This window comes from Sphingopyxis sp. P8 (assembly GCF_020622175.1).
GTDB classification, from domain to species: Bacteria; Pseudomonadota; Alphaproteobacteria; order Sphingomonadales; family Sphingomonadaceae; genus Sphingopyxis; species Sphingopyxis jiangsuensis.
In genome coordinates, this window is the sequence record NZ_JACNMK010000002.1 from 954,364 (window position 1) to 967,329 (window position 12,966).

General features: G+C 63.4%; 11 protein-coding genes and 1 riboswitch. Of the genes, 5 read left to right on the forward strand and 6 right to left on the reverse strand.

Annotation, left to right across the window (positions count from 1 at the left end; all coding sequences use genetic code 11):
- A complete protein-coding gene (locus tag H7692_RS12985; protein ID WP_227340476.1) occupies nt 1-1,245 on the forward strand; it encodes a DUF445 domain-containing protein in 1,245 nt (414 codons plus the stop codon).
- Nucleotides 1,246-1,252: 7 nt separating this feature from the next.
- Here the strand turns inward: H7692_RS12985 and H7692_RS12990 are convergent, their stop codons facing one another.
- Nucleotides 1,253-2,044, reverse strand: coding sequence for an SDR family NAD(P)-dependent oxidoreductase (locus tag H7692_RS12990; protein WP_201927902.1), 792 nt, complete (start codon nt 2,042-2,044; stop codon nt 1,253-1,255).
- Nucleotides 2,045-2,090: 46 nt separating this feature from the next.
- Between H7692_RS12990 and pepN the strand changes: the two genes are divergently transcribed.
- Together pepN and H7692_RS13000 are read left to right on the forward strand one after the other, a co-directional pair.
- Nucleotides 2,091-4,691: an aminopeptidase N gene (pepN, locus tag H7692_RS12995; protein WP_227340314.1), complete on the forward strand. Its 2,601-nt coding sequence runs from the start codon at nt 2,091-2,093 to the stop codon at nt 4,689-4,691.
- A gap of 166 nt (nt 4,692-4,857) precedes the next feature.
- Nucleotides 4,858-5,319, forward strand: coding sequence for a GNAT family N-acetyltransferase (locus H7692_RS13000; protein WP_201927899.1), 462 nt, complete (start codon nt 4,858-4,860; stop codon nt 5,317-5,319).
- 31 nt (nt 5,320-5,350) lie between these two features.
- Here H7692_RS13000 and H7692_RS13005 read toward each other — a convergent pair whose 3' ends face one another.
- Nucleotides 5,351-5,674, reverse strand: coding sequence for a hypothetical protein (locus tag H7692_RS13005; protein ID WP_227340315.1), 324 nt, complete (start codon nt 5,672-5,674; stop codon nt 5,351-5,353).
- A 33-nt stretch (nt 5,675-5,707) separates the two neighbouring features.
- On the opposite strand from H7692_RS13005, the gene H7692_RS13010 reads away from it, so the two are divergent.
- Nucleotides 5,708-6,259, forward strand: a complete 552-nt coding sequence (locus H7692_RS13010) for a hypothetical protein (RefSeq protein ID WP_222137082.1) — start codon at nt 5,708-5,710, stop codon at nt 6,257-6,259.
- Between the two features lie 96 nt (nt 6,260-6,355).
- Nucleotides 6,356-7,228 carry an arylamine N-acetyltransferase family protein gene (locus tag H7692_RS13015; protein ID WP_227340316.1) on the forward strand — a complete coding sequence of 291 codons (873 nt, stop codon included), beginning with the start codon at nt 6,356-6,358 and terminating at the stop codon, nt 7,226-7,228.
- A 28-nt stretch (nt 7,229-7,256) separates the two neighbouring features.
- On the opposite strand, the gene H7692_RS13020 is transcribed toward H7692_RS13015, so the two are convergent.
- The 4 genes from H7692_RS13020 to thiC form a co-directional block, all read right to left on the reverse strand.
- Nucleotides 7,257-8,204 carry a sulfotransferase domain-containing protein gene (locus H7692_RS13020; RefSeq protein ID WP_227340317.1) on the reverse strand — a complete coding sequence of 316 codons (948 nt, stop codon included), beginning with the start codon at nt 8,202-8,204 and terminating at the stop codon, nt 7,257-7,259.
- Between the two features lie 679 nt (nt 8,205-8,883).
- Nucleotides 8,884-9,861: a DarT ssDNA thymidine ADP-ribosyltransferase family protein gene (locus H7692_RS13025; protein ID WP_227340318.1), complete on the reverse strand. Its 978-nt coding sequence runs from the start codon at nt 9,859-9,861 to the stop codon at nt 8,884-8,886.
- Nucleotides 9,852-10,733 carry a macro domain-containing protein gene (locus tag H7692_RS13030; RefSeq protein WP_227340319.1) on the reverse strand — a complete coding sequence of 294 codons (882 nt, stop codon included), beginning with the start codon at nt 10,731-10,733 and terminating at the stop codon, nt 9,852-9,854. The genes H7692_RS13025 and H7692_RS13030 overlap by 10 nt, the downstream gene beginning before the upstream one ends.
- Before the next feature lie 139 nt (nt 10,734-10,872).
- Complete coding sequence (gene thiC, locus H7692_RS13035) at nt 10,873-12,789, reverse strand: phosphomethylpyrimidine synthase ThiC (protein ID WP_227340320.1); 1,917 nt, start codon at nt 12,787-12,789, stop codon at nt 10,873-10,875.
- Between the two features lie 42 nt (nt 12,790-12,831).
- Nucleotides 12,832-12,942: riboswitch (TPP riboswitch) on the reverse strand.
- Nucleotides 12,943-12,966: the final 24 nt, after the last annotated feature.

The window sequence follows — 12,966 nt, forward strand, 5'->3', positions numbered from 1 at the left end:
ATGCGCCGCGGCGTCGCCGTGCCGACCGGCGGGCTCAATATCCGCGTTGTGGCGACGGGTATGCTGGTCGTGATGGCGGTCGTGTTCGTCAGCGCCAAATATTATCAGGACGTGCATCCGGCGATCGGCTTTGTCCGGGCCTTTGCCGAGGCCGCGATGGTCGGCGGGCTCGCCGACTGGTTCGCCGTGACCGCACTCTTCCGCCATCCTATGGGGCTGCCGATTCCGCACACCGCGATCGTCCCGCGGAACAAGAATCGCATCGGCGATACGCTTGCGCGCTTCCTGCTCAATAACTTCCTGCTGCCGCGCCTGATCGCACGAAAAATGCTGACGGTCGACGTCGCGGGGGCGGTCGGCAAGTTCCTCGCACATCCTGCCGAGGGCGGCGGGCGTCTGCGGCTCGGCGCGTCGCGGATAATCGCCGACGGGCTCGGCGCGCTCGACCAGCAACGGCTCGGCGGGATGGTCAAGTCGGCGATCGCCGACCGGTTGCGCGAACTTGATGTCGCGCCGCTGCTGGGGCAGGCCTTGCAGGCCGCGCTCGCCGAGGGGCGGCACCAGCCCTTGCTCGACGCGATGGTAAAGTGGGGGTCGAAGACGCTCGATCTCAACGCGCACCTGATCCACCAGATGGTTCACGACAACAGCAACGCGATCGTGCGCTTCACCGGCCTTGACGAGAGTATTTCGAACCGCATCGTCGCGGGGCTCGGCAAGCTGCTCAGCGAAATGGCGGTCGAGCCCGATCATCCGCTGCGTATCCGCGTCGAAGAAGGGCTCGCCAAAATGGCGCTCGACCTGCAGCATGACCCCGAGGTCAAGGAAAAGGTCGCGCGCGTCCGCGACGAATTGCTCGAAAACAAGGCGGTCAAGCGCTGGCTCGACGGATTGTGGGAACAGGGCCGCGGCGCGCTGCTCAAGGCGGCACGCGATCCCGAAACGATGCTCGCCGGGCGGATCGGCGAGCTCGTCACCCAATTCGGTACGATGCTGGGCGAAGACGTTCATATCAAGCGCACGCTCAACCGCTATGCGCGCCGCGCGGTGGTGGGCATGGTCGACAGCTATGGGGAGACCGCGCTCAAGCTCGTGTCCGACACGATCCGCGGCTGGGACGCCAAGACGATTACCGACCGGCTGGAAAATGCGGTGGGCGATGACCTGCAATATATCCGCATCAACGGCACGCTGGTCGGCGGACTGGTTGGGGTCGCGATTCACACGGTCGATGTGTTGATTTGACGACGGCCTACAACAGGCGCGCCAGCCCTTCGCGAAAACTGGGATAGCGCGGTGCCCAACCGATGAGGCGTTTTGCTTTCCCGTTCGCGACACGGCGGTTCTCGGCATAAAAGGCGCGGGCGGCGGGTGACAGGCCTGCTTCATCGATCCTTTGCAGCGGCGGGACAGGGAGACCGAGCATCGCGCAGCCCCATTCGACGAGGCGGTTCTGGTGGCACGGCTCGTCGTCCGCCAGATTATAGACGCCGGGCGGCCCCGTGAAGGAGGCGATCACGCCGCCCGCTATGTCGTCGACATGGACGCGACTGAACACCTGATCGGGCAGGTCGATGCGATGGGCGCGACCCGTGCGCAGGCGGTCGAGGATCGAACGGCCGGGGCCATAGATGCCGGGCAGGCGAAAGACGCGTGCGTCGCTTCGCAGTTCGGCCCATGCTGCATCGGCAGCGTTGCGCGGGGCGCGGCGACCCTGGATGGATGCGCTTTCGTCGACCCACGCGCCGCCGGTATCGCCATAGACGCCGGTCGAGGAAAGATAACCGACCCACCCCGCCGGGGCGACCGCAACCGCTTCGCCATAGCGGGCGAGTACCGGATCGCCCCGCTCGCCCGGCGGCACCGACGACAGGATGTGCGTCGCGCCGCGCAGGGCCGCTAACACCGCCGTCTCGTCGTCGAAGCGTAACGTCGCGTCGCGTCCGTCGCGCGTCGTCCCCACGACGTCCCACCCGCGCGCTTCCAGTCGCGCGGCGAGGTGACGCGCGGCATAGCCCATTCCGAAAATCAGCATCTGTCCCATTGCCGCCCTTATTGCGCGCCGCGCGGCGCAAGCCTAGACCGAAGCGATGACCGACGTCTCTTCCTCCCCGCCCGTCCCCGTTACCATTCATCGCGGCGATTACCGCCCGCCCGAGTGGCGCGTTCCCGATATTGCGCTCGATTTTCGGCTCGACCTGGCGGAGACGTCCGTGACTGCTGCGTTGGCTGTCGAACGCGATATCGAAACGCCATCACCGCTGGTCTTGCGCGGCGACGGTTTGACGCCGGAGGCCGTACGCGTCGATGGCGAGGTTTGGAACGACTGGCGGATGGACGGGTCCGATCTGATCGTCGACCTTGGCGACCGGACGGCGGCCACGGTCGAGGTCGACACGCGGATCGACCCGAGCGCGAATACGCAGCTCATGGGGCTCTATGCCTCGAACAACATGCTCTGCACCCAGTGCGAGGCCGAAGGCTTTCGCCGCATCACCTTCCACCCCGACCGCCCCGATGTGCTCAGTCGCTACAAGGTGCGGATGGAAGCCGACAAGACGCGCTTCCCGATCCTGCTGTCGAACGGCAATTGCATCGACAAGGGGGCAGGCGAAAGCGGCAAGCATTGGGCGCTGTGGGAAGATCCGTGGCCCAAGCCCTCCTATCTCTTCGCGCTCGTTGCGGGCGACCTCGTCGTCAACCGCGACGAATTCGTCACCATGTCGGGACGCAAGGTCGAGCTGGGCATCTGGGTGCGCGCGGGCGACGAGAGCCGCACCGGCCATGCGATGCAAGCGCTGAAGAACAGCATGGCGTGGGATGAGCGGGTCTATGGCCGCGAATATGACCTCGACCTCTTCAACATCGTTGCGGTGAGCGATTTCAACATGGGGGCGATGGAGAACAAGGGGCTCAATATCTTCAACACGCGCTATATCCTTGCTGACCCCGACACCGCGACCGACGCCGATTATGACGGGGTCGAGGGCGTCGTCGCGCACGAATATTTTCACAATTGGTCGGGCAATCGGATCACCTGCCGCGACTGGTTCCAGCTGAGCCTGAAGGAAGGCTTCACCGTCTATCGCGACCAGAGTTTCTCGGCCGACATGGGATCGCCCGCGGTCAAGCGAATCGAGGACGTCCGCCTGCTTCGCGCGGCGCAATTCCCGGAGGATGCGGGACCGCTCGCGCATCCGATCCGGCCCGATAGCTATCAGGAAATAAGCAATTTCTACACCGCGACCGTCTATAACAAGGGCGCCGAGATCATTCGCATGATGGCGACGATGGCGGGCCCCGAGCGCTTCCGCAAAGGCACCGACCTCTATTTCGACCGCCACGACGGCGAGGCTGCAACGTGCGAGGATTTTGTACGGGCGATCGAGGATGGCGCGGGGCTCGATCTCAAGCAGTTTCGCCTCTGGTACAGCCAGGCGGGAACGCCGCGCGTTACGGCGCGCGTCGAACATGACGCGGCATCGGGTGCGGCGCAGCTTCATCTGACACAGAATGTTCCGCCGACGCCCGGTCAGCCGGTCAAGGTGCCGATGCCGATTCCGCTACGGATCAAGGCCTTTGACCGAAGCGCGACTGCGACGCATGCCGGCGAGCAACTGGTCGTGCTGCACGATACCGAAACAGTCGTTCCGCTCGGGCAGTTCGCAGCGCCGCCGCTGCTGTCGCTGAACCGCGGCTTTTCGGCGCCGATCATTATTGATTTCGAGCGCGGAGCCGACGAACTCGGCTGGCTCGCCGCGCATGACGATGATCCCTTCGCGCGTTACGAGGCGCTCCAGCAGCTGATGCTCGACACGCTCGTCGCAGCGGTTTCGGGCAAGTCGGGTCACCGCCAGGCGGTGATCGATGCGGTGGCGGAAACGCTGCGCGGCCGTGAGGCGGACCCGGCCTTTGTCGCCGAAGCGGTGTTGTTGCCGAGTGAGGCGTTCATCGGCGACCAGATGTTGACGGTCGACCCCGACGCGATCCGCCGCGAGCGGCTCGCGCTGCAGGATGCGATCGGCGCGGCGCTCGAAAGCGAGTGGCGCTCCATTCTTGCCGAGGACGCGCCGCCGGCGTCGGTCCTGTCGCGCAAGGCAAAGGGCGCGCGGCGCCTCCGCGGTGTCGCGCTCGCCTATCTGGCGGCCACCGACCGCGCCGATGTGCCGTCGCTGGCATTCACAATTTTCTCGGAAGTCGACGGGATGACCGAGCGGCAGGCGGCGCTCGCTACACTGGCGCATGGCGACAGCGACGAGCGCGCGCACGCGCTCGACATTTTCTACCAGCGCTATCGCGACAATCCGCTCGTGCTCGACAAATGGTTCCAGGTGCAGGCGTGGTCGATGCGCCCCGATACGGTCGATGCGGTGCGCGCGCTTGCGCAGCATCCCGATTTCACGCTGACCAATCCCAACCGCGTGCGCGCGCTGTACGGTGCGCTGACGGGCAATCAGGCGGCCTTCCATCAGGCCGACGGTGCGGGATACCGCACCATCGCCGACCTCGTCATCGCGCTCGATCCCAAAAATCCGCAGACCGCCGCACGGATGATCCCGCCACTGGGACGTTGGAAGCGCTTCGACGAGGCACGTGCCGCGATGATGAAGGCTGAGCTCGACCGGATTTTGGCGCAACCGGGGCTGTCACGCGACGTAACCGAACAGGCGAGCAAAAGCTTGCTCGGCTGAGCGACTGCCGTTGAGAGAGAATTGACGGCGGCTGTAACGGTCGCGGCGTTGTGCGCGTATTCCGGAAATGGCACGAGTAGGCTTGGCAAGATGGCGTAGCAACGATCGTCCCGAGATAACGTTTTTGCGGCTGTCAGAGATACCGGCGGCGCAAATATTGGACCACATGGCCGACGAGCGGATTGCGCGCCATTTGCCCTTGATGCGCGCGCCGTGGGATATCGAGACGGTCCGGGCTTTCGTGGCTGCGAAAGAAGAGTGCTGGCGACGCGACGGACTCGGCCATTGGGCGATAATGATCGACGGGCGTTACGCAGGCTGGGGCGGATTCCAGTTGGAAGGAGATGATTGGGATTTCGGTCTCGTCCTGCATCCCCGGGCTTTCGGATATGGCGCCGCCATCGCGCGAAAGGCGATCGAATTTGCCAAGCAGCATGAATCAATTGCCGAGGTTAGCTTCCTGTTGCCGCCATCGCGGCGCAACGCGTTCTTGCTCTCCCGTTTCGGCGCCGAACGCGCCGGAGAGGTTGTGGTCGATGGCCAGCTTTTCCACAGGCACCTGCTCGATCTTCGAGCGGAGGCGCCAGTGTTTACGCCGTCCCGCGATCGGTGCCGGTCGGACGGCTGACCTGGCCGAGCTCAATGAACCTCGCGCTGCGCTATGACGCCGGACGGATCGACATGGCGACCGAGCGCGCGCTCCGCATCTTGCCCGCGATGTCGCCGTCTTTCCCAGGGACATCGTAGGTATAGACGGCAACGATCTTTTCGGCGGCGGTCGTGATGCACGCGCCGAGAATGATCGGATAGGTCACGCCGCCGCCGTTCACTTTCACCGAGCCGCCCATATAGGCGCAATCGCTGTCGGTCCCGCGCGGAGCGTGGAAGGGGGTCGCCGAATGCGTGCCGGCTTTCGTCGGCGCGCGGCAACGCCCGACAGCAGCAGGCTCGACTCGGTTGTTGTGTGGGTTTAGGGTGGGCATCGTTTCCAGCGTTCCGGCCGAGGGAGAGTGACGATGGTTCGCAGGATGGTCGTAGCGGCGGCGGCGCTGGGCGTGCTTGCAGGGTGCAGCGAGGATCCGGCGGCGGACGCCAGGGGCGATGCAGGTGCAAATGCGGTGCTTCCCGCCGGCCCCGCAGCGCGTATCGACAAGATCGCGGCCGCCGACCTGCCCGACGCGGTGCGCGCGGCGGTGCTCACCCGGATTCCCGACATGACGATCGTCGAGGCCGAGCGCAAGGAGCGCGACGGCATGGTCTTCTATGACGTCGAAGGCACGCGCGCCGACGGCAGCGAGATCGAACTCGATATATTGGAGGAGGGCGGCCAGTACCGCGTGGTCGAGGTCCAGCGCGACATCGAGTGGACCGCGGCGCCGGCCGAGGTGATCGCGGCGGCCGGGGCGGCGCCCGACAGTTTCACCCCCGAACGCGTGATCGAAAGCACCCAGAATGACGGGACGGTGGTTTTCGAGCTGTTCGCACCGGGCAAGCCCGACGAGCCCGCGGCGGAGGTGAACTGGAAGGACGGCCGCGCCGAACTGCGCCGCGAGCGCAATGTCTATTAGACCGCGCCGCCGCGCCATCCGAACGGGCGCTTGACCTAAAGCGCGGTTGAGCTTGCAGAGACGGAGGCAAATGATTCGCGAAAGGATGATTTGCCGATGCTCTACCGCCCGTTTTCTCCCGATTTATCGACTATCGATGCGGCGCCATCGCTGTTGACGCGCCACGCGGAGCGCACGGGCTATGCGGGGCCGCCGCCCGCGCCGACGATGGAGGTTTTGCGCGCGTTGCAGGCGGCGCATCTGGCCGCGATCCCGTTCGAATCCTTCGACCCCCTGATGGGCCAGGCGGTCGATACCGGCGCGGAGGCCGTCGATGCCAAGCTGCTCGGGCCGCGGCGGCGCGGCGGATATTGTTTCGAACAAAATGGGCTGTTCCTGCGTGTGCTGCGGGCGGCGGGCTTTGTCGCCGAACCCTTGCTCGGCCGCGTGCGGTGGATGATGCCGGGCGACGCGCCGCCGACAGCACGCACGCACCTGGTGCTGCGCGTGATGCTGGACGGGCGCGCGTGGCTCGTCGACGTGGGGTTCGGCGCGACGGTGCCGCCGCAGCCGCTCGCGATGGACCATTCGCGGCCGCAGCCGACGCGGCACGAGCGCTATCGCGTGCGCCGCGGACGGCGTTCATACCGCGTCGAGGCCGAGGTCATGGGCGAGTGGCGCGTGCTTTACGACGTGGAGGACAGCCCCGCGCCGGCGATCGACCTGGAGGTCGGCAATTGGTACACCTCGACGCATCCCGCGTCGCATTTCCGCCACATGCTCGTCGCCGCGCGGACGACCGATGCGGCGCGGCACGGGCTGCGCGACAATCGGCTGACGATCCGCCACGCCGACGGCGCGGTCGAGCAGCGATACCTCGACGCCGATGCGATCGAACGCGCGCTGGCCGACATCTTCCTGATCGACGTCGAGCCCGGCTGGCGCCGCGCGATCGAGCGTGCGGCGACGGCCGAGGTGGCGCCCGCCTAGGCGCCACCCCGTACCGCCGCGCCGCGCGTCAGGCCGCGAGCGCCTTGGCGCCGAGCCGCCCGTGCTCGCACCATGCGGCGAGTTCGGGGCTGAATTCGGCGGCGACCTTTGCATCATAGAGCGCGAGGTCGTCGGCGCGGAAAATGTCGCGCCAGCGGCCGTTGGTGCCCTTGTGCAGGAAGGTCTTGCCGCCGCCTTCCCAGATGTCGGCGGCGGTCGGCATCAACTGGTCCGACGCCGCTTTCATCGCGTCGAAGCCCGCCGCCTCGATCAGCGAAGGCCACAGCGCTTCGTCGATCGCGATGTCGAGGAATTCGGCAATCCGCCGCATCTCGCCGCCGCGATCGGCCTTGAGGTCGTTATAGTGGACGAGCAGGACATTGGGGTCGCTCCGCGCTTCCCAAAAGCTGGTTTCCATCGCGAAATATGACGCTCCGGGGTCACCGAGCGCATCCTCGTCGCCGACGAGCCAGTCGTGGAAATGCTGCGCCGGGTCGGTCGGCACGAACTCCATTGTATCGCCGAACTTCGGGTCCGCCATGCTGACGCGCGCGAACTCCTCGACGATGCCGGGGGTATATTTGCTCTTGTGGTTGAAGAAGGACATCGCGGCGTCGCGGCCGTCGCGCGCGACGTGGATGAACTTCACGCCCTCGTGCACGGGCAGCGCATCGAAGGGCAGGTGCGACTTCAGGAAGCGGCGGTGCGTCTGCGACGCGGCAAGCGCGCGCGTCGCCTCGGGCGGGATGAAGCGGAAATCGGGCCAGGGCGAGCTGTCGTGCACCGCAAAGGGCGCCGCGCTGCCGAAGACGAGCATGCCGACGATGCGCTGTGTCCAGGTGGTGCCGCATTTGGGATAGGTCGAAATCACGATGTCGTCGCCGCGCATCGGGAAATCGTCCCACAAGGCGCTGTCGAAGAAACGCGAGCGCACGGGGCGCGTCGCGGGGCGGATCAAGCGGGGGGTGGTCGTCATGCAGGTCCTTTCGCTTCGGGATCATCATGTCCCGACGCCAGGAGACGGAGCGGGTCATGCGAAACCTCGATTCTGATACGCGCACCCGTTGCGGTGCACGGCGGCTCTGTGCGAGGGCGACCTGCGCACGGCAGTGCCGCCGGTCACAGTCCCGAATTTTGTGCGGTGCCCCCTCGTCCCCGATGCGACTCGCCCCTGCGCCGCGCAGCATAGCGCAGGAACGCGCAAAGGTCGCGGCTGCCGGAACGGCCGCGACGCGCCCCGGCTGGCTGCCCGCGCCCCAGCCAGCGGGTCGCGCGTGCGCAGCGTCACCGCCTTGCGGTTCTCGATCCGGTCGAAGCGGAGCGGGAAGGGCGGTGCGACGAAGCCGTCCAGCGCGGCGATGGTCGCGGGCAGCCACTCGGGCGGCGCGCATGGTGCAGTTCGTAGAGCGAGATGAGCGTGACATGGAGGAGGTGGGGGCCGCGTCCGGGGGCGTTGCGGGGCAGCGCGGCGATCTGCGCCTGCACCTCTCTGGCGGCGGCTTGGCCATGACGTAGAGGGGGTTTCGGGCGCGCATGGGTGGGGGTGTAGCATGATGTGGGGGTGGGGCCGATTGACGGCCACTCCGTGGGGGCCGGGATTTGGAGGTTTAGTAAACCGTCATTGATCGAACCGCACGATCGGCTGCCCGTCGATGTTAGACGAGGTCGTCGCCAAGCATTAGCGGAGCTTCAAACGCGATTTCGTCTTCGATCCAAATTTTAACGAGGTAGGTTCCCGGAATCAAAACAGACGGCACTCGCCATCTCTTAGCATTGGGTGGAATGGGGCGAAAGTTGTCATTAACAAATTCAGCTACAACCACGCCTTCTGAATCTATAATATTAATTCGGAAGTCAATGTTTCTGCTATCATTGCGCGGGTGAATTTCAAAGATCGCGCCCTCGCCACTTAAATGGACGTGTTCAACATAAGCAAGCAAACGATTGAAGACACGAATATCGTCAGAAACTCTGATTTTTGGGCGCCAATCATCAGCTCTATCGCCCAGAAAATACAATAAGGTATCGCGTTCTGCTTCGGATCGGCAATAAATCCAATCAAGGCTTTCATTAAGATCTAATGGTGATGTCGCTAAGACCTCTGCGCATCGGTGGCCAATAATAGAATGGTCGCCATTTAAACCGCCTTCATGGTATACTTTCTCCCAAGGAATTCCCGCAAAGAACGCGGCGTCATCTCCTACTAATGCAGAATTTCGCTGCATATTTTCATTCGAAAAGCGAGTTCCCAGTCTAGTTAAAATCGGACGCGCTTTTAGAACAAACATTATGAGTATTGGGGCCTGATGGCCGAACTCGCATTCTAGTCGCTTTCGAATTCCCTCGATGTGAAACTGGGTCGGCGTCCTGGGTCGAAAATACAATCGGACAAATTCGTGAGCGTCTACTCTGGCATCGATAACGCCGTCCCCCGCAACATTCCGACGGAGATTTATATCGGGGTCAGCGCGGGATCGTAGAACTCCCTCGCTCAGTATCTGAACCGCGTTTTCCAACGGTGCATGATGGAACAGCCTAGATGGCCATTTTGACCTATGCGAGAAGTATGGGAGATCGAGTTTTCGCTCCCATTCTAAGATGTGTGCATCCGCCTCTTCTGCGCTTAGTGCCATTCGAGCCTGAGCTGTTCATGCGCGGGTGAAGTGGTGCCGATCCGTCGTGCCCAAGGCTGCAATTCAACAGCGATTTCAGGTTCATTCCCACGCTGAATTTCGACCGGGCGAGTGTTGGGTAGCATGCTAAGCAGCGTTATTATAAAATTGCCGCCCTCGCCTTTTGACCATTCAGCTCGCTCTTTGGTCACCAATCCCCGTAGAAGTGAGACCCAAACTCCGTGAAGGTCTTCAGCGTCGAACTCCCACGTTCCAGTGTTCGATTCAATCTGTAGAGATTGGCAATCATTTACTCTGGCCTTGAATGCCTGATTTGAATTTAAATCGACAAGGCTGTCCCCGCCTAAGGTTGAGATAACGCGCAGCCCATTGACGAATGTTTCAAACTCCACACCCAAGGGAATGCCCTCCGCTGCTCTATCGGAGATCATTTCCAGATGTTCAGGTATCCCAATATCCTTCTGGAAGTCATGGATATATACTGGAATGCGCACTCTTTTCAAAAAGTGCTCCATTAAAGGTTTTACATCTTCCCAGTCTAAATTTCCATTTCCACATCCAAGTCTCGGGAATGAGATTTCTCGAATTTTGAGATCCTCATATGTGTCAACAAACTTCTGAAGGCCTTCTTCAATCCATTCAATTCTCGAAGGGTTTCTCCAATGAACTTTTGTAGGGAAATTTAGAACCCAATTGCTCACGCCTCGCCACAGCCATAGTTTCCCTGGCTGAAGCTGGCTTCGATCACAGATTTCCTTGTACCGGGTGAACATTGATGGTTCCCGGCCTTTGAACTCGCGGGCCAATCCCTTGCCCATTACTCCGACACAGTTGACCGTGTTGACCAAGGTCTGCGCCGGGGAATCAAGCAAGCTTGTTCGCCTGTAAAGTAACATTGCCTTGTCCTTCCGCGAGGCCCCTTCTTAACCTAGTGGCCCGCCAATTGCGATCCCGTTAATCTGAACATGAGAACATAAGGTGAACATATAGTCTTGTCAAAGCTTTCGGGCTTCAATCATGCTCCCTGCCACCCGCACCCATATAAAGCTCGCTCCCCGTCTCCTTGAACAGCTCGCTCATCTCGGCCATGCCTGCCTCGACTTCGCTCGGCACAAGCTTCTTGGCTTCTTCCGCCGCGATGAAATTTTCGGCGGGCTGGTTCTGCTTTGCGGCAAATTCCCGCACCTCCTGGCTGATCTTCATCGAACAGAACTTAGGCCCGCACATGCTGCAGAAATGCGCCGACTTGGCGCCCTCGGCGGGGAGGGTCTGGTCGTGGTACTGCTCGGCGGTGTCGGGGTCGAGCGACAGGTTGAACTGGTCGCGCCAGCGGAATTCGAAGCGCGCTTTCGATAGCGCGTCGTCGCGGACCTGCGCGGCGGGGTGGCCCTTGGCGAGGTCGGCGGCGTGGGCGGCGAGCTTGTAGGTGACGACGCCGACCTTCACATCGTCGCGGTCGGGCAGGCCCAGATGCTCCTTGGGCGTGACGTAGCAAAGCATCGCGGTGCCGTACCAGCCGATCATCGCGGCGCCGATGCCGCTGGTGATATGGTCGTATCCCGGCGCGATGTCGGTGGTGAGGGGGCCAAGCGTGTAGAAGGGCGCCTCGCCGCACGCTTCCAATTGCTTGTCCATATTCTCCTTGATCTTGTGCATCGGGACGTGGCCCGGCCCCTCGATCATCACCTGCACATCCTGTTCCCACGCGCGCTTGGTGAGCTCGCCCAGCGTGTAGAGCTCGGCGAACTGCGCCTCGTCGTTCGCGTCGGCGATGCTGCCGGGGCGCAGGCCGTCGCCGAGGCTGTAGGCGATGTCATAGGCCTTCATGATCTCGGTAATCTCGTCGAAGCGCTCGTAGAGGAACGATTCCTTGTGATGCGCGAGGCACCATTTCGCCATGATGCTGCCGCCGCGGCTGACGATGCCGGTGACGCGCTTGGCGGCGAGCGGGACGTAAGGCAGGCGGACGCCCGCATGGATCGTGAAATAGTCGACGCCCTGCTCGGCCTGTTCGATGAGCGTGTCGCGGAAGATTTCCCACGTCAGTTCCTCGGCGACGCCGCCGACCTTCTCCAGCGCCTGATAGATGGGGACGGTGCCGATCGGGACGGGCGAATTGCGGATGATCCATTCGCGCGTGTCGTGGATGTTGCGCCCCGTCGACAGGTCCATGACGGTGTCGGCGCCCCAGCGGATCGACCAGACCATCTTGTCGACTTCGGAGGCGACGTCGCTGGCGACCGCGCTGTTGCCGATATTGGCGTTGATCTTGACGAGGAAGTTGCGGCCGATCGCCATCGGCTCGCTTTCGGGGTGGTTGATGTTGCTGGGGATGATCGCGCGGCCGCGCGCGACCTCTTCGCGGACGAATTCGGGGGTGACATAGTCGGGGATGCTCGCGCCCCAGTCCTGCCCGTCGCGGACATATTCGGCGAGGCGTTCGCGGCCGAGATTTTCGCGGGTGGCGACATATTCCATCTCGGGCGTGATGATGCCGCGGCGGGCATAGTGCATCTGGCTGACGTTCGCGCCCGGCTTCGCGCGCAGCACGGTCTTGCGGACGTTGGGGAAGGCGGGGACGCCGCCCGAGCGGTCGGGGCCGAGCTGGCCGTTGTCCTCGGGCCGGACCTCGCGCTGCGCAACCTCCTCGACATCGCCGCGCGCGCGGATCCAGGGGGCGCGCAGTTCGGGGAGGCCGGCGTGGATGTCGATGCGCGCATCGGGGTCGGTGTAGGGCCCCGACGTGTCATAGACGCGCACCGGCGGCTCGCCGCTCGACGGTTCGAGCATGATCTCGCGCATCGCGACGCGGATGCCGCTGCCGGTGGGACTGGCGACGTGGACCTTGCGGCTGCCGCGGATCGGGCCGGTGGTGATTCCGATCGGTTCGGCTTGCGTCTTGTCGAGGCGGCTGTCGATGTCGGCCATGTCTGTTCGCTCCAAAGATGTCGGAGCGAGAATGGATTTCACGCGGTGAAAGCCAACCCTCCCTCCGCCCGTATTACCGGGATCAGGTTCGACGGGTCGCGGGCTGTTCCGCTCTCAACCTGTTGCTGCACACAGGCTCCCCGGGGATGGTCGCGACCATAGGCGAGGCGCGCGCAA